Genomic DNA, 25036 nt, shown 5'->3' with positions numbered 1-25036 from the left:
CTGCGCGAGGTGGTGACGGCCGGCGAGCAACTCCAGGTGACGCCCGCCCTGGTGGCCTTCTTCGAGAGGCTTCCGGGCTGCGTGCTGGAGAACCAGTACGGCCCCTCCGAGACGCACGTCGTCTCCGCCCTCCGCCTGCAAGGGCCTCCGGCCTCCTGGCCCCGCCTTCCCTCCATTGGCGCTCCCCTGCCGCACACGCAGTTGTACGTGCTGGACGCGCATGGCCAGCCCTGCCCGGTGGGCGTCCCTGGAGAGCTCTTCATCGGCGGCACCCATCTGGCCCTCGGCTATTCCGGCAGGCCAGAGCTGACGGCCGAGAAGTTCGTCCCCCACCCCTTCAGCGACGTGCCCGGCGCGCGCCTGTACCGCACCGGCGACTCCGCCCGCTGGAAGGCCGACGGCACCGTTGACTTCCTCGGTCGCCTCGACGGACAGGTGAAGCTGCGCGGCTTCCGCATCGAGTTGGGTGAAGTGGAAGCCACCCTGCGCGCCGCGCCTGGCGTGCGCGACGCCGCTGCCGCGGTGCGCGAGGACTCGCCCGGCGACAAGCGTCTCGTTGGCTACCTCGTCACGGCACCCGTGACTCCGGGTGACTCGTCCCTGGCGGCGCTCGACACCGACGCACTGCGCTCCTTCCTCCTCCAGCGGCTGCCCGAGTACATGGTGCCCTCCGCCTTCGTCTCCCTGGCGGCCCTGCCACTCACCCCCAGCGGCAAGCTCGCACGCCGCATGCTGCCCGCTCCCGACGCCGACAGCCTTCGCGGCGATGCTCCCTTCACCGCACCTCGCACCCCCGAGGAAGAGAAGCTCGCGCCTCTCTTCTGCGAAGTGCTGCGGCTGCCCCGCGTCAGCGTCACCGACGGCTTCTTCGCCCTCGGCGGACACTCCCTGCTGGCCACGCAGCTCATCTCCCGCGTGCGCTCCGTGCTGGGCGTGGAGCTGCCCCTGCGCGCCCTCTTCGAGGCGCCCACCGTCGCGGCCCTCGCCGCGCGCATCGAATCCACACGCAAGTCCACGCCCGGCCTCCAGGCGCCCCCGCTCGTCCCCGTGGCGCGAACGAAGGATCTGCCGCTGTCCTTCGCGCAGCAGCGCCTGTGGTTCATCGACCAGCTCCAGCCGGGCAGCTCCGCCTACAACATGCCGTCCCCGGTGCGGCTCACCGGAGCGCTCGATGTCGCAGCGCTGGAGCGGAGCCTGGAGGCCCTCATCCAGCGCCACGAGTCCCTGCGCACCACCTTCGCCGCCAACCAGGGCGAGCCCGTGCAGGTCATCCACACGGTCTCCGGCTTCCGGCTGCCCGTGGTGGAGCTGGGCGCGCTGCCCGCCGAGCAGCGGGAGCGCGAAGCCCACCGCCTGGCCAGCGAAGAGGGCATCCGCCCGTTCGACCTGTCCCGCGGACCGCTGTTCCGCGCCTCGCTGCTCCGGCTGGCGTCTGATGACCACGTGCTGCTGCTCAACGCCCACCACATCGTCTCCGACGGCTGGTCCCTGGGCGTGCTCGTCCGTGAGCTGGCGGCGTTCTACGAGGCCTTCGCCGCCGGCAAGACAGCCCGACTTCCACATCTGCCGGTGCAGTACGCCGACTACGCGGAGTGGCAGCGGAGCTGGCTGCGCGGTGACGTGCTCGAAGCGCAGCTCGGCTACTGGAAGCGGCAGCTCGGTGGCGCGCCCCAGGCCCTGGAGCTGCCCACCGACAGGCCCCGCCCACCCGTTCAGACCTTCCACGGCGCGACGTGGGCCTTCGCGCTTCCGCCCGAGCTCAACCAGAAGCTGGAGTCGCTCACCCGCGAACACGATGCCACCCTCTTCATGGTGCTGCTGGCTGCCTGGCAGACGCTGCTGCACCGGTACTCCGGACAGGACGACCTCGTCGTTGGCTCGCCCATCGCCGGCCGCAACCGCTCGGAGACGGAGGGCCTCATCGGCTTCTTCATCAACTCGCTGGCCCTGCGCGCGCGCTTCTCCGCCGAGGACACCTTCACGTCCCACCTGGCTCAGGTTCGCGAGGCGACGCTGGGCGCCTACGCCCATCAGGAGGTGCCCTTCGAGAAGCTGGTGGAAGTCCTCCAGCACGAGCGCGACTTGAGCCGCTCGCCGCTGTTCCAGGTCATGTTCTCGCTGCAGAACCTGCCCTCTTCCTCCATCTCACTGCCCGGCTTGCAGCTCTCCTCCGTGACGGCGCCCATCCACGTCGCCAAGTTCGAGCTGACCCTGGTGATGGCGCCCGGGCCCCAGGGGCTGCATGGCTCGCTGAGCTACAACACCGACCTGTTCGACGCCGCCACCATCGAGCGCATGGCGGAGCACCTGGGCACGCTGCTCGAAGCACTCTCCGCCAATCCAGACCAGCGGCTCCTCGAGCTGCCGCTCATGCGCGAAGCCGAACAGGCACGGCTCCTGAGGCAATGGAACGAGACCGCCGCGCCCTTCGAGGACGGCGCCACCCTCCACGAGCTGTTCGAGGTCCAGGTCGCGAGGGCGCCCGATGCCGAGGCCCTGCGCTTCGGCGGGCAGTCGCTGAGCTACCGCGAGCTGGACGTCCGCGCCAACCAGCTCGCCCATGAGCTGCGTGCCCGGGGCGTCCGTCCCGACACACGCGTGGCCCTGTGCCTGGAGCGCTCGTTCGACCTCGTCATCGGCCTGCTCGGCGTGCTCAAGGCCGGGGGTGCCTACGTTCCGCTGGACCCGGCCTACCCGCGCGAGCGCCTGGACTTCATGCTCCAGGACTCCGGCGCGGCGGTGCTCCTCACCCACTCGCACCTGCGCGACGCGCTGCCGGCCTACACCGGCGAGGTGCTGGCGCTCGACACCGCCACGCTGGCCCACCACCCGGCCACCGCGCCGGAGCGGACGGTCACGGCGGACAGTCTCGCGTACGTCATCTACACGTCGGGTAGCACCGGCCGTCCCAAGGGCGTCATGGTGGCCCATCGCGGCGTGCCCAACCTGACGCGCCACATGGTGGAGGCCACCGGCCTGCGTCCCGGCCAGCGCGTGCTCCAGTTCGCGTCCTTCAGCTTCGACGCCGCCGTGTACGAGGTGACGACGGCGCTGCTGCATGGAGCCACCCTGGTGCTCGCGCCTCGCGAGGCGCTGCTGCCCGGCCAGCCGCTGGTGGACACGCTGCGCGGCCAGTCCATCGACTCCGTCCTGCTGCCACCCTCCGTGCTGGCGCTGCTGCCCACGGACGGGCTGGAGGCGCTGGGCACCCTCATCTCCGGCGGCGAGGCCTGCACCGCCGAGGTGGTGGCGAAGTGGGCCCCCGGCCGCCAGTTCCTCAACGCCTACGGCCCCACCGAGGCCACCGTCATCGCCACCCTGCACCCATGCGTGCCGGATGGCCTCAAGCCGCCGCTCGGCAAGGCGCTCTCCAACACCCGCCTCTACGTGCTGGACGCGCACCTGCGCCCGGTGCCCGTGGGCGTCCCCGGGGAGCTGTTCATCGGCGGCGTCGGACTGGCCCGTGGCTACCTGGGCCGCCCGGAGCTCACCGCCGAGCGCTTCGTGCCCGACGCCTTCAGCACCACCCCCGGCGCGCGCCTGTACCGCACCGGAGACCGGGTGCGCTGGCTGCCTGACGGCACGCTGGAGTACCTGGGCCGCACCGACTTCCAGGTGAAGCTGCGTGGCTTCCGCATCGAGCTGGGAGAAATCGAGGCGGTGCTGTCCGCCCACACCGGCGTGCGTCAGGCCCTGGTGCTGGTGCGTGAGGACCGGCCCGGCGACAAGCGCCTCGTCGCCTACGCGGTGCCCGCCGCCGGTGTGACACTGGAGCCGGAGACGCTGCGTGCCGCCCTCAAGCAGCGGCTGCCTGAGCACATGGTGCCCTCCGCCTTCGTGGTGCTGGAGGCCCTGCCCCTCACGCCCAACGGCAAGGTGGACCGCAAGGCGCTGCCTGTCCCGGACCTCGCCCGTGTCGCCGCGCCGGACACGGCGGTGGCTCCGCGCGACGTGCTGGAGCACCTGCTGGCGGGCATCTGGGAGGAGCTGCTGGGCATCCCGTCCGTGGGCATCCGCGGCAACTTCTTCGAGCTGGGCGGGCACTCGCTGCTCGCCGTCCAGCTGATGGCCCGCATCCGGGAGCGCACCGGGCGCGAGCTGCCGCTGGCCTCGCTGTTCCAGGCACCCACCGTGGAGGGACTCGCCGCACTGCTGCGGCAGGTGCCCGCGCCCTTCTCGCCGCTCGTGCCCATCCAGCGCGGAGGGGAGCGCCGGCCCTTCTTCCTCGTCCACGCGGTGGGAGGCAACGTGCTCGGCTACGCGGAGCTCGCGCGACGGCTGGGCCCGGAGCAGCCCGTGTACGGGCTCCAGTCCCAGGGACTCGACGGACAGCAGCCGGCGCTGGAGACCCTCGAGGAGATGGCCGCCCTCTACCTCGAGTCCATTCGCACCGTGCAACCCCAGGGGCCCTACCTGCTCGGTGGCTGGTCCATGGGCGCGGTCGTGGCCTTCGAGATGGCCCGCCAGCTCCAGGCGCGTGGCGAGCGGGTGGACCTGCTGGCGCTCATCGACCCCAGCGCGGCCACCGAGGACCGCGTGAGGACGGACACCTGGGACCGCGCGCAGCTGGCGGCCCTCTTCGCCAGGGACCAGGCACAGCTCGTCGTGGGAGGCCGGTGGATGCCCGACCCGGAGCTCGTCGGCCAGGGGCCTGACGCCGTACTCCAGGGACTGCTGGACGCGGGACGTGAGGCGGGCGTGCTCGTTCCCGAGCTGGACCTGTCAGCGCTCCGCACCCTCTTCGAGGTCTTCGCCAGCAACACGCGCGCGCTGAAGCACTACGTGCCCAGGCCCTACGCCGGCCGGGTGACGATGCTGCGCGCCAGTGAAGGCGCGGAGGACCCGACGCAGGCACGAGACCGAGGCTGGACGCCCCTTGCCGTGGGTGGCCTGGAGCAGCGGGACGTGCCCGGCAACCACTACAGCGTGCTGCGCGCGCCGGACGTGCAGGTGTTGGCTGAGCAGCTCACCGCGCTGCTGGAGCGGGTGCGCGCGGGCGAGGAGGACGCGTAACGACTACCCGGCGACTGCGCTCGGCCTCGACGCAGGGGCGCCCGCGCGCGCCGGCAGCACCTTCAGCCAGAGGTTGTCCGGGAAGTGGGCGCCGCCGGTGAGCGGTCGCACCTTCTTCCCGGGAACGGCCTCCAGGCGATAGCGCTGGGTCAGCAGCACGGTGCTCAGCGTGGCCATGAGCGACGCCAGCATCGAGCCGATGCAGACTCGCTGGCCCGCGCCGAACGGCAGGTAGAGAAACCGGGGCCGCTCCTTGACCTTCTCCGGGGCGAAGCGGCTGGGGTCGAAGACCTCGGGCTCCGTCCAGTAGTCCGGGTGCCGGTGCATGGCGTACGTGGAGCCGAACACCGTGGTGCCCACCGGGACGTGATAGCCGCCGAGCGTGTCCTCCTTGATGGCAATCCGGCCCTGGCCGGGCGCGGGCGGATGGAGCCGCAGGGTTTCATCGAAGACCTGCGTCACGTACTGCAGGTCCCGCAGGTCCGTCACCGCTGGCGCCCGCCCGCCGAGGACGCGCTCCACCTCGTCACCCATACGCTGGAACACCTCCGGATGGAGCGACAGGTAGTGCCACATCCAGGAAAGGCCGCTGCTCGTCCCGAACTGGCCTCCGTAGATCAGCTCGACGAGCTCGTCGCGGACCTCCACTTCCTTCATCCGCTCGCCCGCGGCGTCACGCGCGTCGATGATCATCCCGAGCATGTCGTCCGGCTGTTCCGACATTCCCATCCGCTTGCGGACCATGTCCCAGGCGTACTTGTTGATGCGGCGTCCCGACTCGCGGGCCAGGGGGTGGCGGCGCCGGGAGTCGTAGCGGACCACCGCTTCCGGCAGGACGCCCAGTTGATGCAGCAGCGGGTCGGGCTCGAACGCGAAGCGCATGTACCGGTACACCGCGTCGCGGACATCCTGGGGCACTTCCTCGGAGCACACGAGCGGCCCCAGCACCGACAGGACGAGGCTCGACATCGCCGGGAGCACGTCCAGCGGCTCGCCTCCTCGCACCCGGGGCTCCCAGTGGGTGTCGAGCTCGTGCTGGAAGACCTCGACCATCTTCGGCACGGCGGCCAGCATGCGCTCGCGCTGGAAGCCTGGCTGGAGCAGGCGCCGATGCCGCAGCCAGCCGGGGCCCTCCATGGTGGAGATGCTCTCCCCCATGACGAGGGTGCGGGCCACCGGCCCGGGGTGCTTCACGTAGTTGTTGACCGCGTTTTCGGCCAGGTAGTGCTTGATGAGCGCCGGGGTGCTGACGAGGTAGGTGTTCACCCCTGGCGCGCGCAGCCACACGACGTCTCCGTACTCACGGGCGAGGCTGAGGTGGAGCGGGCTGAGGTGCTGCCTCGCGCGGAGGAGCTTCCACATCAGCGGGAGGGAGGGAGGAGCCGGAGGACGCGGGAGCTGAGACATGGGAAACCTGGCCGGGACGGATGCGCCGGGGACTCGCGAGCGCGAAGACTAGCATCAGTACCGTCACCGACACGTCGACCGGGCCCCTCACGTCTCGCCGGAAGCGAGCCCCGTTGTCCGCCGTGACAACCTGTCATCCGCCTTCCCCCGCATTCGTGACAGCGGGTCCCGACCCCAGCGTCGGCGGGCCCCGCGCGGCGCACGTGCTCCGGGTGAAACCCCGCGGCCGGAGCGTCATGGCACCGCGCTTGCTCATGGCCGTCGTGTCCCTGAACCGAGAGGAGCCACGACGATGGAGCGCTTCACCCGCAAGCAATTCTGGCTGTTGAGCGGTGCCCTCATCCTCTTCGCCATTCCCGTGGCGGCGAGCGCGATGAACCTGCTCCCGGACTTCAAGCTCAGCCGCTTCATCCCCGAGCTCGGAGACGCGCGCCCCCGGAGCGTGAGCGCCACCGGCGAGACGCCCTCCATCGTCATCGAGCGCGAGCGCATCGTCATTCCCGCCTCGGGCCCGTCACAGTGGCAGTCGCCAACACCGTCCTCGACGCCCGCGATCACCGCCGCTCCCTGGAGCGGCATCCGGATGATTGGCGAGCATGCGTACGAGGTCCCCGGCACGGACGTGCGCACCGCGATGACCTATCCGGACACGCTGGCCGGCCAGGCCCGCATCGTGCCCATGTTCCGGGAAGGTCAGCCCCAGGGCTTCAAGCTGTTCGCCATCCGCCCGGGCTCGCTCGCAGCGCTTCTGGGGCTCCAGAACGGTGACGTACTCCAGCGGGTCAACGGCCAGTCGCTCAAGACGCCCGAGGGCGCGCTGGCGGCCTACGAGAGCCTGCGCGAGACCCGACACATCGAGCTGGACCTGGAGCGTGGTGGCGTCCCCGTCCGGAAGACCTACGACGTGCGCTGAGCTCCTCCGAGCGGTACGACGCAGGTGCGCGTGAGGGCCTACGCGCCGAAGCCCCTGGTGACGCCGTCCCACGTCGGGATGCGCGAGCCGGGGGCTTCGCCGTTCTGGAGGCACCGCGGCATGCCTGTGACGTGAGTACAGGGCCGGGCCTCCTGGGGCCCACCTGGAATTTCAATGTAGGCGCTGATTTACCAGGTGGGGCTCATTGCCGCGCTGCATGATTTCGTGCGAGTCTCATGACTTCGCTTTATTGAAGCCTGGTTGTGTTTCACCGAGGCTTCCGCAGGGATCTGCACGTGAAACAGCAGCGGCCAAGTAGGTGCAGGGCGCACATGTCGTTTGTGCCGGCCAGGGTCGTAAGCCCTCGGGCCAGGCGCACCATTCCGCCCTGTCAATGAGCCTGAAACGCATCCGGTAGAGCCTCGCCGCGGTCGCCACCCGGTGAGGCCTGCTCCAGCCCGAAACATCCCCCTGCCAGTCCGGTCCAGGAAGCCTCATGAGCGCCAGCCGAAGTCATCTCGACAAGCTCACCCCGAAGCAGCGCGCGCTGTATGAGCTGCTCCTGAAGGAGAAGAAGGGCCAGCTCCAGGCGACGACCCAGAAGACCCTGGCGCGCACCATTCCGCGCCGCGACGACACGGGGCCGGCGCCGACGTCCTTCCCGCAGCAGCGGCTGTGGGTTGTGGACCAGCTCGAGGGCGGCCGCGCCTTCGCCTACAACGTCCACATCACCGTGCAGTTCACCGGCGTGCTGGACATCGCCCTGCTGGAGCGCTGTGTGAACGGGGTGGTGGCGCGCCACGAGTCGCTGCGCACCGTCTTCGCCGCGCGCGACGACGGCATGCCCGTGCAGGTGGTGCTTCCTGACTTGCACCTGCACATCCCCGTCGAGGACGTCTCGCACCTGCCGAAGGAGGCGCAGGACACCGAGGTGGAGCGCCTCACCAGCGAGGAGTCGCGGCGCACCTTCGACCTGGCGCGCGGACCGCTGCTGCGCGGCAAGGTGCTGCGGCTGGGGCCGGACAACCATGTTGCACTCGTCACCATGCACCATCTGGTGACGGACCGCTGGTCGCTGGGCGTCTTCGTGCGCGAGCTGATGGCGCTGTACGCGGCCGAAGTCGCGGGCCAGCCGGCGGAGCTGCCCGAGCTGTCCATCCAGTACTCGGACTTCGCGGTGTGGCAGCGCGAGCGCATGCAGGGCGAGCGGCTGCGCGCGGAGCTGGACTTCTGGAAGCAGCAACTGCGCACGCTCCCCGCGCCGCTGGAGCTGCCCACCGACAGGCCCCGCCCGCCCGTGCAGACGTACCGGGGCTCGCGCCAGTTCGTCACGCTGCCGGTGGCGCTGACGCGTGCGTTGAAGGAGGTCAGCCAGCAGGAGGGCGCCACCCTCTTCATGACGCTGATGGCCGCATTCCAGACGTTGATGCATCGGCACTCGGGCCAGACCGACTTCGCCATCGGGTCGCCCATCGCGGGCCGCAACGTGCCCGAGCTCGAGTCGCTCATCGGCTTCTTCGTCAACACGCTGGTGCTGCGCGGGGACCTGGAGGGCAACCCGACGTTCCGCGAGCTGCTGCGCCGCGCGAAGACGGTGTGCATGGCGGCGTACGCGCACCAGGAGCTGCCGTTCGAGAAGCTGGTGGAGGAGCTGCGTCCACCCCGCGACCGGAGCCGTCACCCGCTGTTCCAGGTGATGTTCAGCTTCCAGAACACCCCGCGCCAGGACCTGTCCATGCCGGGGTTGCAATCCACCTACCTGTTGGTGGACCCGGGCTCCGCCAAGTTCGACCTGCTGCTGGAGCTGCGTGAGGACCGGCCGGACGAGATCTTCGGCTGGCTCGAATACAACACGGACCTCTTCGACACCGCCACGATTCAGCGGCTGCGCGGGCACTTCTACACGCTGCTGGGAGAGCTGGCGGCGAATCCGGACCTGCGGCTGGCGGAGCTGCCGTTGCTGACGGCAGGAGAGCAGCGCCAGCTCCTGGTGGATTTCCGCGGCCCCGACGAGGCGTACCCGCGAGACGTGAGCCTGCACTCGCTCATCGAGGCGCAGGTGGAACGCACGCCCGAGGCAGAAGCCGTGCGCTTCGAGGACTCGGCGCTCACCTACGCGCAGCTCGACGCGCGGGCCAACCAGCTGGCTCACCACCTGCGCTGGCTGGGCGTGGGGCCCGAGTCCCGCGTCGGCGTCTGCCTGGAGCGCTCGCTGGAGTTGGTGGTGGCGCTGGTGGGCGTGCTGAAGGCCGGCGGGGCCTACGTTCCGTTGGACCCGGCGTACCCGCGCGAGCGCCTCGCGTGGATGCTGGAGGACGCCTCCGCGCCCGTGCTGCTCACGCAGGAGCGGCTGCTCGAAGTGCTGCCCTCGCACTCCGCCCACGTCGTGTGCCTGGACCGGGACGGGGAGACGGTGGCCCGCCAGCCCATCACGCGCCCCGTGCCGCTGGCCGGTCCCGACGCCCTCGCCTACGTCATCTTCACCTCGGGCAGCACCGGCCGTCCCAAGGGGGCGATGAATGCCCACTCGGGCATCGTCAACCGCCTGCTGTGGATGCAACAGGAGTACGGGCTGACGGCAGCCGACACGGTGCTGCAGAAGACGCCCTTCAGCTTCGACGTCTCCGTCTGGGAGTTCTTCTGGCCGCTGATGACGGGCGCGCGCCTCGTCCTGGCCAGGCCGGGTGGGCATCAGGACCCCGCCTACCTCGCCGGGCTCATCGCCGCTCAGCGCGTGAGCACCCTGCACTTCGTGCCCTCCATGCTCCAGGCGTTCCTCCAGGAGCCCGGGCTGGAGCAGGCGTGCACCTCCGTGCGTCGCATCATCTGCAGCGGTGAGGCGCTGCCCGCGGAGCTGGCGCGGCAGTGCCTGGAGCGACTGCCGGGCGCGGGCCTGCACAACCTCTATGGCCCCACCGAGGCGGCCGTGGACGTCACGTATTGGGCCTGCCTCACGGACGATGAGCGCGCCTCCGTGCCCATCGGCCGCCCGGTGGCCAACACGCAGCTCTACGTGCTGGATGGGACGCTGTCCCCGGCGCCCGTGGGAGTCTCCGGCGAGCTGTACATCGCTGGCGTGCAGGTGGGCCGGGGCTACCTCCAGCGGCCGGAGCTGACGGCCGAGCGCTTCGTGCCGGACCCGTTCTCCGCGACGGCTGGCGCGCGCATGTACCGCACGGGGGACCTGGCGCGCTGGCTGCCGGATGGCACCCTCGACTACCAGGGCCGGCTCGACTTCCAGGTGAAGGTGCGCGGCCTGCGCATCGAGCTGGGTGAAATCGAGGCCGCGCTGGCGGCGCAGCCTTCCGTGCGTCACGCGGTGGTGCTGGCGCGCGAGGACCTCGCTGGCGACAAGCGGCTGGTCGCCTACGTCGTGCCCGGGGAAGAGGGAGGGGTGGACACCGGCATGCTGCGAGACGCCCTGCGCGCGACGCTGCCCGAGTACATGGTGCCCTCGGTCTTCGTCATGCTGGAGTCCTTCCCGCTGTCCCCCAGCGGGAAGCTGGACCGCAAGGCCCTGCCGGAACCGGACGCCGAGGCCACCGCGCGCACGCGCGAGTACGTTGCCCCGCGGAACGACACGGAAGGGAAGCTCGCGGACATCTGGGCGCAGGTGCTTCGGATGGAGCGGGTGGGCATCCACGACAACTTCTTCGAGCTGGGCGGTCACTCGCTGCTGGCCACCCAGGTCGTCTCCCGCATCCGCGCCACCCTGGGCGTGGAACTGCCCCTGGGGGAGATGTTCGCGGCGCCCACCGTGGCGTCGCTCGCGGAGCGCCTGGGACAAGGGGCCGCCCGGACGTCCCGCGTCCCGCCCCTGGCGCCGGTCTCCCGGCAACAGCCGCTGCCCCTGTCCTTCGCGCAGCAGCGGCTCTGGTTCTTCGACCAGCTCCAGCCGGGCAACACCAGCTACAACCTTCCCTTCGCCGTGCGGCTGGAGGGCCAGCTCGACGCCGCCGCGCTGGGCAGGGCGCTGCAGGCCCTGGTGCAGCGTCACGAGGTGCTGCGCACGTCCTTCCGCTCCGAGCCGGACGGCCCCATCCAGTCCATCGCGGAGGCGGGAGAGTGCCCCTTCACGCAGGTGGACCTGAGCGCGCTGTCTCCCGAGGACCGCGAGGCCCGGGCAGACCAGCACTACGCGGAGCAGTCCGCCCTGCCGTTCGACCTGGAGCACGGGCCGCTGATGCGCGCGGTGCTGCTGCGCATGAGCGAGCGGGAGCACCTGCTGCTGCTGACGATGCACCACATCGCGTCGGACGGCTGGTCCATGGGCGTGCTGGTGCGCGAGGTCGCCGCGAGCTACGAGGACTTCCGCCAGGGCCGGCCTTCGCCCCTGCCCGCCCTTCCCGTCCAGTACGCCGACTATGCCGTCTGGCAGCGCTCGTGGCTGCACGGTGAGGCCCTGGAGGCGCAGCTCGACTACTGGCGACTGCAGCTCGCGGGAGCGCCCCAGATGCTGGAGCTGCCCACCGACTTCCCGCGCCCCGCCGTGCAGACGTTCCGAGGCGCCTCCGTCCCCGTGCAGCTATCCCGTGCCCTCTCCGGCACGCTGAAGGCCTTCTGCCAGCAGCGAGGCGCCACGCCCTTCATGGCGCTGCTGGGGGCCTTCCAGGCCTTCCTCGCGCGCTACTGCGGGCAGGCGGACTTCATCGTCGGCTCGCCCATCGCCGGCCGCCGCTTCGCCGAGCTGGAAGGGCTCATCGGCTTCTTCGTCAACACCCTGGCGCTGCGCGCGCGTGTCGAGGACAACCCATCCTTCGAGGAGCTGCTCTCGCGCTTGAATGTGGAGACGCTGGGCGCACATGCCCACCAGGACCTCCCCTTCGAGAAGCTCGTCGAGTCCCTCGCCTCTGGCCGCGCGCTCGACAGGTCCCCGATCTTCCAGGTCTTCTTCGCCTTGCAGAACGCGCCCGTGAGCATTCCCTCGGGCGCCGACCTCACCCTCCAGCCGCTCACCCGCGCAAGCACCACGGCGCGCTTCGAGTTGGAGCTCAACCTGGCGGAGTCCCCGGACGGCTTCTCCGGGCAGCTCATCTACAACGCGGACCTGTTCCTCCCCGCTACCGCCGAGCGCATGGCGCGCTACTACGTGCGCTTCCTGGAGACGCTGCTCGCCCAGCCCCGGTTGGCGCTGCACCGGCTGCCGCTGCTGTCCGAAGACGAGCGCCGCACCGTCCTCGTCGACTTCAACCGCGCTCCGGCAGCCTTCCCCCGCGACTCGACGATGGCGGAGGCCTTCTCCCGCGTCGTCGCCCAGCACCCCGACTCCATCGCCCTGGAGTTCGCCGAGCAGCGCCTCACCTACTCGCAACTCGACGCCCGCTCCAACCAGCTCGCCCACCTGCTCATCGCACGCGGCGTTCGCCCGGATGCTCCCGTCGCTCTCGCTCTCGAGCGCTCCGTCGAGCTCATCGTCTCCCTGCTCGCCATCCTCAAGGCCGGCGGCGCCTACCTCCCCCTCGACACCTCCTACCCTCCCGAGCGCCTGGCGCAGATGGTCGAGGACGCCCAGCCCGTCCTCCTTCTCACCCACTCCGCCCTGAAGGCCTCCCTCCCGGCCTCCGACTCGCTGCCCCTCCTCTTCGTGGATGAGGTGGACTCGTCCTCTCTGCCGGTGCACTCGCCCGCCGTGGCGCTCTCTCCCCAGCACCTGGCCTATATCGACTTCACCTCCGGCTCCACCGGCAGGCCCAAGGGCGTCGCCGTCTCCCACCGCAACGTGCTGCGCACCGTCTGCGACGCGCCCTACGCCGACGTCTCCGCCAGCCAGTCCTTCCTCCTCATTGCCCCCATCTCCTTCGACGCCTCCACCCTCGAAGTCTGGGGGCCGCTGCTCAACGGCGGCCGGCTCGTCGTCTTCCCCCCCACCTCCCCCAGTGACCTGGACACGCTCGCCTCCGTGCTCCAGCGGCACTCCGTCTCCACCCTCCACCTCACCTCCGGCCTCTTCTCGCAGGTGGTGGAGACGCACCTGGAGAGCCTCAAGTCCGTGAAGCAGTTGCTCACCGGTGGCGACGTCGTGAGCGCGCCCCACGTGCGCCGCGTGCTGGAGGAGCTCGGCATTCCGGTGACGGCCTGCTACGGCCCCACCGAGGGCACCCTCTTCACCTCCTGCTTCCGCATGTCTTCGCCCGAGCAGGTGCCCGCCTCCATTCCCATCGGTACTCCCATCACCGGCACCCAGGTGTACCTGCTCGACCCGCACGGCCAGCCGGTGCCCGTCGGCGTGCCCGGGGAGTTGTTCATCGGCGGCGAGGGCCTGGCCCGCGGCTACGTGCACAACCCCGCCCAGACGGCAGAGCGCTTCGTCCCCAACCCCTTCAGCCCCACTCCCGGCGCGCGCATGTATCGCACCGGCGACCTGGCTCGCTGGCGCCACGACGGCGTGCTCGAGTTCCTCGGCCGCACCGACTTCCAGGTGAAGGTGCGTGGCTTCCGCATCGAGCTGGCCGAAGTCGAGGCCACCCTGCTCGCCTTCCCCGGCGTGCGCGAGGCCGTCGCCCTCGCCCGTGAGGACGTGCCCGGCGACAAGCGCCTCGTCGGCTATCTCGCCGCCGACGCGTCCCTGGACCTGGGCGCCCTGCGCTCCCACCTCCAGCAGCGGCTGCCCGAGTACATGGTGCCCTCCGCCCTGGTGCGCCTGGACTCCTTCCCCCTCACCTCCAACGCCAAGGTGGACCGCAAGGCCCTGCCCGCCCCGGACTCACGCGCCGAGCTGCGCGCCTACGTCGCCCCGCGCGACGATCTGGAGCAGCAGGTTGCCGACCTGTGGGCCGAGGTGCTCCGCGTCGACAAGGTGGGCATGCACGACCACTTCTTCGAGCTGGGCGGCCACTCCCTGCTGGCCACCCAGCTGGTGGCCCGCGTCCGCTCGATCTTCAAGGTCGAGCTGCCCCTGCGCGAGCTCTTCGAGAGCCCCACCGTCGAGAGCATGTCCAACCTCATCATCTCCGCCCTCACCGAGAACGTGGACTCCGACGAGCTGGAGTCCATGGTCGATGCCCTGGGCAACTCCGACCTCCGCTGATTCGCCTCCCCTCCGGAAGCCATGAAACTCATCCTGATTCTGCTGAGAACCTCGAAGCGACTGGCCCTGCTGACCGTCCTGTTCGGCATGCTGTCCGGTGCGGCCAGTGCCTCGCTGGTGGCGCTCATCAACAACGTGCTGACGCGAAGCCCGGACATCTCGCTCACGTCCTTTGCCCTGCCCTTCATGGGCATGGCGCTCCTGGCCCTGCTGACGCGCATGGCCTCGCAGTTCCTGCTCAGTCAGCTCCAGCAGGAAATCCTCATGGACATGCGCCTGCGGCTCAGCCGGCACCTGCTCACCACCTCGCTGCGCAACCTCGAGGAGTCGGGCTCGCACCGCATGCTCAACTCCATCATCCAGGACACCGTCACCCTGGGGCAGGGCGTCTCCCAGCTGCCGGAGGTCTTCATCAACATCGCCATCGCCACCGGCGGCCTCATCTACCTGGCGTGGCTGTCCTGGCCCCTCTTCCTGGTCATCCTGGCCTTCGTCGTCCTGGGGCAGCTGACCTACTCCATCCCCTCCTCCATTGGCATGCGCTACCAGCGCCAGGGGCGCGAGGAGACGCACAACCTCTTCCGGCGCTTCTCCTCCATGATTGAGGGCTCCAAGGAGCTGCGGCTCAACAATGACCGCCGCCGGGCGTTCTTCGACAGCGAGCTGAAGCCCATCGCCGCCCTCGTGCGCCGCCTGGTGCTGCGCAGCGACCGGTACTTCGCCGCCGCGGGCAGCTGGGGAATGTTCATCTACACCTTCGCCATCGGCGTCGTGCTGCTCGTCGTTCCCCGGATGGGCAACATTCCCGCAGCCGAGCTGGTGGGCGCGGTGCTGGTGGTCCTCTACCTCCAGCAGCCGCTCAACAGCGTCACCTACATGCTGCCCAACCTCCGCCGCGCGGAGGTGGCGCTGATGCAGATAGAGAAGCTGGGGATGACGCTGGCGCCGGAGAACGGCCGGGTGGAGCTCCCCGCGCAGACGCAACCCCGGAGCTTCGAGCTGCTGGAGCTGGCGGGCATCACCCATACCTATCGGAACGAGCGGGACGACGAGAAGTTCACCCTCGGCCCCATCTCCCTCGCGCTGCGCCCGGGGGAGCTGGTCTTCCTGGTGGGCGGCAACGGCAGCGGCAAGACGACCTTGGCCAAGCTGCTCACCGGGCTCTACAGCCCCGAGGCCGGGGAGGTGCGGCTCAATGGCAAGAGCGTGCGCCCCGAGGACCTGGACACCTTGCGCCAGCACTTCTCGGCCGTCTTCTTCGACTTCCACGTGTTCGATCGACTGCTGGGGCTGTCCTCGCCCGACCTGGTCAAGCAGGCCAGCGCCTACCTCAAGGAGCTGCACCTGGACCAGAAGGTCACCATCGCCGAGGACGGCACCCTGTCCACGACGAAGCTGTCCCAGGGTCAGCGCAAGCGCCTGGCGCTCCTGGTCGCCTACCTGGAGGACCGCCCCATCTACGTCTTCGACGAGTGGGCCGCGGACCAGGACCCGATCTTCAAGGAGATCTTCTACCGGCAGATCCTGGTGGACCTGAAGAAGCGTGGCAAGGCGCTGATCGTCATCAGCCACGATGACCGCTACTTCAAGCTCGCCGACCGCATCATCCGGCTCGAGTTCGGACAGCTCCTGTCCGACGAGCGTGTCGGTGAGCCGTCGACGAACGTGCTCAGCGCCTAGCGCGCGCGTCCACACCCGAGCGCCGCTCGGTCTTCATCCTGTGCAGTGCCTGAAGCACCCGCTGAGACATCCATGAGTGACATCAAGAAGAAGATCGCGGCTCTGTCGCCGGAGAAGCGTGCGCAGCTGGTGAAGCAGCTCCAGCAGAAGGAGCCGCGCAACACGCTTCCTCCGCCAGAACGCCGGGCCTCAGGGGATGCGTCACTCCCGCTGTCCTTCGCTCAGCAGCGGCTGTGGTTCCTGGACCGGCTGGAGCCGGGCACGGCCAACTACAACATGCCGGTGACCCTCCGACTGGAGGGCGCGCTGGACACGAGCGCCCTGGAGCAGGCCTTCACCGAGCTGGTGCGCCGCCACGAGGCCCTGCGGACCACGTTCCGCGAGGACCAGGGCTCGCCCATCCAGGTCATCTCTCCTCCCGTTCCCTTCGAGGTCGACCAGGTCGATCTCTCCGGCCGCGAGGACCGCGAGGCCGAGGCGCTGCGCCTGGCCGGCGAGCATGCCGTCCGCCCGTTCGACCTCGGCACAGGCCCGCTGCTGCGCGCGCTGCTGCTCCGGCTCTCGGCAGAGCAGCATCTGCTGCAGCTGAACATGCACCACATCGTCTCGGATGGCTGGTCCATGAGCGTGCTGGTGCGGGAGATGGCGGTTTTCTATCAGGCGTTCAGGGCCGGCAAGCCCTCACCCCTGCCAGAGCTGCCGCTCCAGTATCCCGACGTCGCCCTCTGGCAGCGCTCATGGATGCAGGGGGAGCTGCTCGACAAGCAGCTCAACCACTGGAAGCAGCGGCTCACGGGGGCACCCCAGGTCCTGGAGCTGCCCACGGACCAGCGCCGGCCCTCGGTGCAGACGTTCCGTGGCGCCGTCGTCCCGGTGCGGCTCTCGCGCGCCCTCTCCGACAAGGTGAACGCCTACTCCCGCAAGGAGGGCGCCACCCCCTTCATGGCACTGCTGGGCGCATGGCAGGCCGTGCTGGCCCGCTACTGCGGCCAGGACGGCTTCATCGTCGGCTCGCCCATCGCCGGCCGTCGCTTCGCCGAGATGGAGGGGCTCATCGGCTTCTTCGTCAACACCCTCGCGTTGCGCGCGCGGCTCGAAGGCAATCCTTCCTTCCGCGAGCTGCTCTCGCGCGTCCGTGAGGAGACGATCGGCGCCCAGGCCCACCAGGACGTCCCCTTCGAGAAGCTCGTCGAGGCCCTGGCCCCGGGCCGCTCGCTCGACAGGACTCCGCTCTTCCAGGTCCTCTTCGCCCTCCAGAACGCGCCGCCGCCGGCGCTCAACAGCGCGGGCCTGTCCATCCAGGTGATGCTCCTGGAGAACTCCGTCGCGAAGTTCGACCTCGAGCTCAGCCTCGAGGAGTCCCCGGACGGCTTCTCCGGCCAGCTCACCTACAACACCGACCTCCTGCTGCCGGCCACCGCCCAGCGGCTGTCGCGCCTGTACGTCGGCTTCCTGGAGACGCTGCTCTCAAGGCCCGAGGAGCCCTTCCACCGCCTGCCCCTGCTGTCCGAGGACGAGCGCCGCACCGTCCTCGTCGACTTCAACCGCTCCCCCTCGTCCTTCCCCGGCGACTCCACCCTCGTCGACGGCTTCTCCCGCGTCGTCGCCCAGCACTCCGACTCCGTCGCCCTGGAGTTCGCCGAGCAGCGCCTCACCTACTCGCAGCTCGACGCCCGCTCCAACCAGCTCGCCCATCTGCTCATCGCACGTGGCGTTCGCCCGGATGCGCCCGTCGCTCTCGCTCTCGAGCGCTCCGTCGAGCTCATCGTCTCCCTGCTCGCCATCCTCAAGGCCGGCGGCGCCTACCTTCCCCTCGACACCTCCTACCCTCCCGAGCGCCTGGCGCAGATGGTCGAGGACGCCCAGCCCGTCCTCCTTCTCACCCACTCCGCTCTGAAGGCCTCCCTCCCCGCCTCCGACTCGCTGCCCCTGCTCCTCGTCGATGAGGTGGACTCGTCCTCCCAGCCGGTGCACTCGCCCGCCGTGGCGCTCTCTCCCCAGCACCTGGCCTATATCGACTTCACCTCCGGCTCCACCGGCAGGCCCAAGGGCGTCGCCGTCTCCCACCGCAACGTCCTGCGCACCGTCTGCGATGCGCCCTACGCGGATGTCTCCGCAGGCCAGTCCTTCCTCCTCATTGCCCCCATCTCCTTCGACGCCTCCACCCTCGAAGTCTGGGGCCCGCTGCTCAACGGCGGACGCCTCGTCGTCTTCCCCCCGACGTCACCGAGTGATTTGGACGCGCTCGCCTCCGTCCTCCAGCAGCACTCCGTCTCCACCCTCCACCTCACCTCCGGCCTCTTCTCGCAGATGGTGGAGACCCACCTGCACGGCCTCAAGTCCGTGAAGCAGCTGCTCACCGGCGGCGACGTCGTGAGCGCGCCCCACGTGCGCCGCGTCGTCGACGAGCTGCGCATTCCCGTCACCGCCTGCTACGGCCCCACCGAGGGCACCCTCTTCACCTCCTGCTTCCGGATGACCTCCGTGCAGCAGGTGCCCGCCTCCATTCCCATCGGCACCCCCATCACCGCCACCCAGGTGTACCTGCTCGACCCGCACGGCCAGCCGGTGCCCGCTGGCGTGCCCGGGGAGCTCTTCATCGGCGGCGAGGGCCTGGCTCGCGGCTATGTGCGCCGCCCCGACCTCACCGCAGAGCGCTTCCTCCCCAACCCCTTCAGCCCCACGCCCGGCGCGCGCATGTACCGCACCGGCGACCTGGCTCGCTGGCGCCACGACGGCGTGCTCGAGTTCCTCGGCCGCACCGACTTCCAGGTGAAGATTCGCGGCTTCCGCATCGAGCTCGCCGAAGTCGAGGCCGCCCTCCTCTCCTTCCCCGGTGTGCGCGAGGCTGTGGCCCTCGCCCGCGAGGACGTGCCCGGCGACAAGCGTCTCGTCGGCTACCTCACCGCCGACGCCTCCCTCGACCTCGCCGCCCTGCGCGCGCACCTGCAAGGGCGACTGCCCGAGTACATGGTGCCCTCCGCCCTGGTGCGCCTGGACGCCTTCCCGCTGACGGCCAACGCCAAGGTGGACCGCAAGGCCCTGCCCGCCCCGGAGTCTCGCGCCGAGCTGCGCGCCTACGTGGCGCCGCGGACTCCCACCGAGCAACTGCTGGCCGGCGTCTGGGCCCAGCTGCTGCGCGTCGACAAGGCGGGCTTGCAGGACAGCTTCTTCGAGCTGGGTGGCCACTCCCTGCTCGCCACCCAGCTCGCCGCCCGCATCCGCTCGGCGTTCAATGTCGAGCTGCCCCTGCGCGCCCTCTTCGAGGCCCCCACCCTGGAGGGGCTCGCCCTGCGCATCGACCAGGCCGCCCAGGGCGCCTCGATGCCCCCGCTGCGTCCGGTTCCCCGGACGGACGCGCCGCTGCCGCTGTCCTTCGCCCAGCAGCGCCTGTGGTTCTTCGACCAGTTCCAGCCCGGCCTGGCCATCTACAACATGCCCGCCGCCCTGCGCGTGGACGGCATGCTGGACGTGGCCGCGATGGAGCGCGCCTTCACCGAGCTGGTGCGTCGCCATGAGGCCCTGCGCACCCACTTCCGTGACGAGGGCGGCACCCCCGTCCAGGTCATCTCTCCGCCCGCGCCCTTCCACCTGCCAGTGGTGGACCTGTCCTCTCACGAGGACCGCGAGGCCGAGGCACGTCGGCGCCTGAACGAGGACGGCGCACGGCCGTTCGACCTGGGGCGCGGGCCGCTGATGCGCGCCAGCATCTTCCGCCTCTCCGAGCAGCGGCACGTGCTGCTGCTCAACATGCACCACATCGTCTCCGATGGCTGGTCCAGCAACGTGCTGGTGCGTGAGATGGCCACGCTCTATCAGGCCATCGTCTCCGGCCGGCCCGCGCTCCTGCCCGCGATGCCTGTGCAGTACGCGGACTACGCGGTGTGGCAGCGCTCGTGGCTGCGGGACGAGGCGCTGGACACACAGCTCGCGTACTGGAAGCGGCACCTGGAAGGCGCTCCCGCGCACCTGGATCTGCCCACCGACTTCCCCCGGCCGGCGACCCAGACGTTCCGCGGCGCCTTCTTCCACTTCCCCATTCCCGCGCCGCTCACCCGCGCGCTCCAGGACTTCTGCCAGAAGGAGGGCATCACCCTCTTCATGGCCCTGCTGGCCTCCTTCCAGGCCCTGCTGGCCCGCTACTCCGGCCAGGACGACGTCGTCGTCGGCACCTCCATCGCCGGCCGCCGCTTCTCCGAGCTGGAAGGCATCATCGGCTTCTTCGCCAACGTCCTGACCCTGCGCACGCGCCTGGACGACGCGCCCTCGTTCCGCCAGCTCCTCGCCCGCGTGCGCGAAAGCACCCTGGGGGCCTACTCCCACCAGGACGTTCCCTTCGAGAAGCTGGTGGAGGAGCTCCAGCCGGTCCGAGACCCCAGCCGGACGCCGCTCTTCCAGGTGATGTTCGCGCTCGTGGGCGGCGACGACGCCTCGGGCGTCGCGGTGATGCCCGGGCTGAGCTTCCAGCCGATGCCGGTGAAGGTGCACACGGCCCGCTTCGACCTGGCGCTCGCCGTCTCCCAGGACCCCGAGGGCCTCTCCGGGCACATCGAGTACAGCACCGACCTGTTCCGGGAGGACACCGTCCGGCGCCTCAGTGCGCACCTGCTGGTGCTCATCGAGAGCGCCATGGCCGAGCCCCTCCGGCCCGTCACCGAGCTGCCGCTGCTCACCCCCGCCGAGCGCCAGCGGATGCTCGTCGAGTGGAACGACACGCGCGCCCCGGTGCCGGAGACCACCGCGCATCAGCTCTTCGAGGCGCAGGTGGAGCGCGCCCCGGACGCGGTCGCCGCGGTCTTCGAGGGCGAGTCGCTGACGTACGCGGAGCTGAATGCGCGGGCCAACCAGCTCGCGCACTACCTGCGGCGGCGGTACGTGGGGCCGGAGGTCCGGGTGGCGCTGTGCACGGAGCGCTCGCTGGACCTGGTGGTGGGGATGCTGGGCATCCTCAAGGCGGGCGGCGCCTTCGTCCCGCTGGACCCGGCCTACCCGCCCGAGCGACTGGCCTTCATGCTGGAGGACAGCGGTGCGCCGCTGCTCCTGACGCAGGAGTCGCTGGCGGATGACCTTCCGGCCGAGGGCAAGCTGGTGGTCCGCATCGACGGAGAGCAGCACCTCATCGAGCGGATGCCGGAAGAGGACCCCGAGCCGGTGGTGGGCGCGGACGGCCTGGCCTACGTCATCTACACGTCGGGCAGCACGGGCCGGCCCAAGGGGACGCTGCTGCACCACCGGGGCCTGGGCAACACGGCGCTGACGGCGGGCCGGGCGCACGGGTACGCCCCGGGCAGCCGGGTGCTGCAGTATGCCTCCAGCAGCTTCGACGCCAGCGTGTGCGAGGTGTTCGGCACGCTGCTGGCCGGCGCCACCCTGGTGCTGACGCCGCGGGAGCGGCTGCTGCCGGACGAGCCGCTGCGCACGCTGCTGCGGGAGCAGCACATCACCGCGGCGACGCTGACGCCGTCCGTGCTGGCGCAGCTCACGGACGAGGGGATTGAGGCGCTGACCACCATCATCTCCGCGGGCGAGGCGCTGCCGCCCGAGCTGGTGCGCCGGTGGGGCAACAGCCGCGTGGTGTTGAACGCGTACGGCCCGACGGAGACCACGGTGTGCGCCACCATCACCCGAGGCCCGGTTCGTCCGGAGCGGGTGACCATTGGCCGGCCATGGTCGAACGTGCGGGTGTACGTGCTGGACCGGAGCCTGGCCCCCGTGCCGGTGGGCGTGGCGGGAGAGCTGTATGTGGCAGGCGTGGGCGTGGCGCGCGGGTACCACGGACTGGAGGGGCTGACGGCGGAGCGCTTCGTGCCGGACCCGTTCGGCGCCGAGCCGGGCGCCCGCATGTACAGGACGGGCGACCGGGTGCGGTGGCTGGAGGACGGGGAGCTGGAGTACCTGGGCCGCATCGACTTCCAGGTGAAGCTGCGCGGCTTCCGCATCGAGCTGGGTGAAGTGGAGTCGGCGCTGCTGGCGCACCCGGACGTGCGCGAAGCGGTGGCCGTGGTGCGAGAGGACACCGCGGGAGACAAGCGGCTGGTGGCCTACGTGTCTTCGGCGGCGCGCCCCGGAGGCGAGGAGCCAGACGACGAGTCCGCGGACTCCGAGCCGGAGCCGGAGCAGATCCTGTCCGTCACGGAGCTGCGGTCCTTCGTGAAGGAGCGCCTGCCCGAGTACATGGTGCCGTCGGCCATCGTCGTGCTGGACACGATGCCGCTGGCCCCGGGCGGGAAGGTGGACCGCAAGGCCCTGCCCGCGCCGAGCGAGGCACGCCGGGACGAAGCGGTGGAGCACGTGGCGCCGCGCACCCCCACGGAGGACCTGCTGGCGGGAGTATGGGCGCAGCTGCTGGGCGTCGAGCGCGTCGGAGTGCATGACAACTTCTTCGAGCTGGGCGGGCACTCGCTGCTCGCCACGCAGCTCGCCTCCCGCGTCCGCGCCGCCTTCCAGGTCGAGCTGCCGCTGCGAGACCTGTTCTCGATGCCCACCGTCGCGGCGCTCGCCGCGCGTCTGGAGACCGAGCGACAGAAGGGCTCGGGCATCTCACTGCCGGACCTGGTGCCGGTACCGAGGACGGGCGAGGCGCTGCCCGTGTCCTTCGGCCAGCAGCGCCTGTGGTTCCTGGACCAGCTCCAGCCCGGCACGGCCCACTACAACATGCCGGTGCCCCTGCGCCTGGACGGGAAGCTGGACGTCCAGGCCCTGGAGCGCGCCTTCACCGAGCTGTTGCGACGTCACGAGTCGCTCCGCACCACCTTCCGCGACGAGGGTGGCACCCCGGTGCAGCACCTCCAGCCGCCCGGCCCCTTCCCGTTGAACGTCGTGGACCTCTCCGGCAACGAGGACCGCGAGGCCGAGGCGTACCGGCTGGCCGCGGAGGAGTCGGTCCGGCCCTTCGAGCTGACGCGCGGGCCGCTGCTGCGGGTGATGCTCGTGCGGTTCTCGGCCACCCAGCACGTGCTGGTGCTGACCATGCACCACATCATCTCGGACGGCTGGTCCCTGGGACAGGTGGTGCGGGAGGTGGCGGCGCTGTACCAGGCCTTCTCCGCGGGTGAGCCCTCGCCGCTGCCCGAGCCGTCTCTCCAGTATGGCGACTTCGCGGTGTGGCAGCGCTCGTGGCTCCAGGGCGAAGCGCTGGAGCAGCAGCTCGGCTATTGGAAGCAGCGGCTCGCGGGCGTCCCCCGGGCGCTGGAGCTGCCCACGGACTTCCCGCGTCCCTCGGTGCAGACCTTCCGCGGCGCCGTCACCCGCTTCCAGTTCCCCGCGCAGGCCTCCCGCCAGCTCGCGGAGTTCTGCGAGCAGGAGGGCGTCACCCCCTTCATGGCGCTGCTGGCCTCCTTCCAGGCCGTGCTGGCCCGCTACTGCGGCCAGGACGATGTCGTCGTCGGCTCCCCCATCGCCGGCCGCCGTTTCCGTGAGACCGAGTCGCTCATCGGCTTCTTCGTCAACACCCTCGTCCTGCGCGCGCGGCTGGAGGAGAAGCCGTCGTTCCGGCAATTGCTCTCGCAGGTGCGCGACACCACGCTCGGCGCCTACGACCACCAGGACGTCCCCTTCGAGCGCCTCGTCGAGTCGCTCGCCCCGGGCCGCTCACTCGACAGGACGCCGCTGTTCCAGGTCCTCTTCGCCCTCCAGAACGCTCCCATCCCGGAGCTCTCCAGCGAAGGAATGACCTTCAGCCCCTTCACGCTGAACAACCCGGTCGCGAAGTTCGATCTGGAGCTCAACCTCTCCGAGTCCCCGGACGGCCTCGTCGGCTCGCTCATCTACAACGCCGACCTGTTCCTGCCGGCCACCGCCGAGCGGCTGTCGCGCCTGTACGTCGGCTTCCTGGAGACGCTGCTCGCAAGGCCCGAGGAGCCCTTCCACCGGCTGCCCCTGCTTTCCGAGGATGAGCGCCGCACCGTCCTCGTCGACTTCAACCGCTCCCCCTCGTCCTTCCCCGGCGACTCCACCCTCGTTGACGTCTTCTCCCGCGTCGTCACCCAGCACCCCGACTCCGTCGCCCTGGAGTTCGCCGAGCAGCGCCTCACCTACCGGCAACTGGACGCGAGGGCCAACCAGCTCGCCCACCTGCTCATCGCACGCGGCGTTCGCCCGGATGCTCCCGTCGCTCTCGCTCTCGAGCGATCCGTCGAGCTCATCGTCTCCCTGCTCGCCATCCTCAAGGCCGGCGGCGCCTACCTTCCCCTCGACACCTCCTACCCTCCCGAGCGCCTGGCGCAGATGGTCGAGGACGCTCAGCCCGCCCTCCTTCTCACCCACTCCGCGCTGCGCGCTTCGCTTCCTGCCTCCGACGCGCTGCCCGTTCTCCTCGTGGATGAGGTGGATGCCTCCTCGCAGCCGGTACACGCCCCCGCCGTGGCGCTGTTGCCCCAGCACCTGGCCTATATCGACTTCACCTCCGGCTCCACCGGCAGGCCCAAGGGCGTCGCCGTCTCCCACCGCAACGTGCTGCGCACCGTCTGCGATGCGCCCTACGCCGATGTCTCCGCCGGCCAGTCCTTCCTCCTCATCGCCCCCATCTCCTTCGACGCCTCCACCCTCGAAGTCTGGGGCCCGCTGCTCAACGGCGGACGCCTCGTCGTCTTCCCCCCGACTTCGCCGAGTGATTTGGACGCGCTCGCCTCCGTCCTCGCGGACCACTCCGTCTCCACCCTCCACCTTACCTCCGGCCTCTTCTCGCAGATGGTGGAGACCCACCTGCACGGCCTCAAGTCCGTGAAGCAGTTGCTCACCGGTGGCGACGTCGTGAGCGCCCCCCACGTGCGCCGCGTCGTCGACGAGCTGCGCATTCCCGTCACCGCCTGCTACGGCCCCACCGAGGGCACCCTCTTCACCTCCTGCTTCCGGATGACCTCCGTGCAGCAGGTGCCCGCCTCCATTCCCATCGGCACCCCCATCACCGCCACCCAGGTGTACCTGCTCGACCCGCACGGCCAGCCGGTGCCCGCTGGCGTGCCCGGGGAGCTCTTCATCGGCGGCGAGGGCCTGGC

The 25036-nt window shown here is 70.4% G+C and carries 6 protein-coding genes; 5 read left to right on the top strand and 1 reads right to left on the bottom strand.

Going from position 1 to position 25036, the window contains the following annotated elements; all coding sequences use genetic code 11:
• Window positions 1–5013: amino acid adenylation domain-containing protein (locus G4D85_RS46895; protein WP_164021369.1), on the top strand; the 5013-nt coding region annotated here is incomplete at its 5' end.
• A 3-nt stretch (window positions 5014–5016) separates the two neighbouring features.
• Here the strand turns inward: G4D85_RS46895 and G4D85_RS46890 are convergent.
• On the bottom strand, window positions 5017–6420 hold the full coding sequence (locus G4D85_RS46890) for a cytochrome P450 (RefSeq protein ID WP_205526018.1): 1404 nt from the start codon (window positions 6418–6420) through the stop codon (window positions 5017–5019).
• A 292-nt stretch (window positions 6421–6712) separates the two neighbouring features.
• Here G4D85_RS46890 and G4D85_RS46885 point away from each other — a divergent pair, with 292 nt between their 5' ends.
• The 4 genes from G4D85_RS46885 to G4D85_RS46870 all read left to right on the top strand — a co-directional run.
• Window positions 6713–7333, top strand: a complete 621-nt coding sequence (locus G4D85_RS46885; RefSeq protein WP_164021365.1) for a PDZ domain-containing protein — start codon at window positions 6713–6715, stop codon at window positions 7331–7333.
• A 496-nt stretch (window positions 7334–7829) separates the two neighbouring features.
• A complete protein-coding gene (locus G4D85_RS46880; protein ID WP_164021363.1) occupies window positions 7830–14360 on the top strand; it encodes a non-ribosomal peptide synthetase in 6531 nt (2176 codons plus the stop codon).
• 21 nt (window positions 14361–14381) lie between these two features.
• A complete protein-coding gene (locus tag G4D85_RS46875; protein WP_164021361.1) occupies window positions 14382–16040 on the top strand; it encodes a cyclic peptide export ABC transporter in 1659 nt (552 codons plus the stop codon).
• A 72-nt stretch (window positions 16041–16112) separates the two neighbouring features.
• Window positions 16113–25036 (top strand): non-ribosomal peptide synthetase (locus G4D85_RS46870; RefSeq protein ID WP_164021359.1); only part of this gene is annotated, 8924 nt, incomplete at its 3' end.

This window comes from Pyxidicoccus trucidator (genome assembly GCF_010894435.1).
Classification (GTDB): Bacteria; Myxococcota; Myxococcia; order Myxococcales; family Myxococcaceae; genus Myxococcus; species Myxococcus trucidator.
Note: the sequence above shows the minus strand (reverse complement) of the source record. Positions and strands in the feature narration are given on the sequence as shown.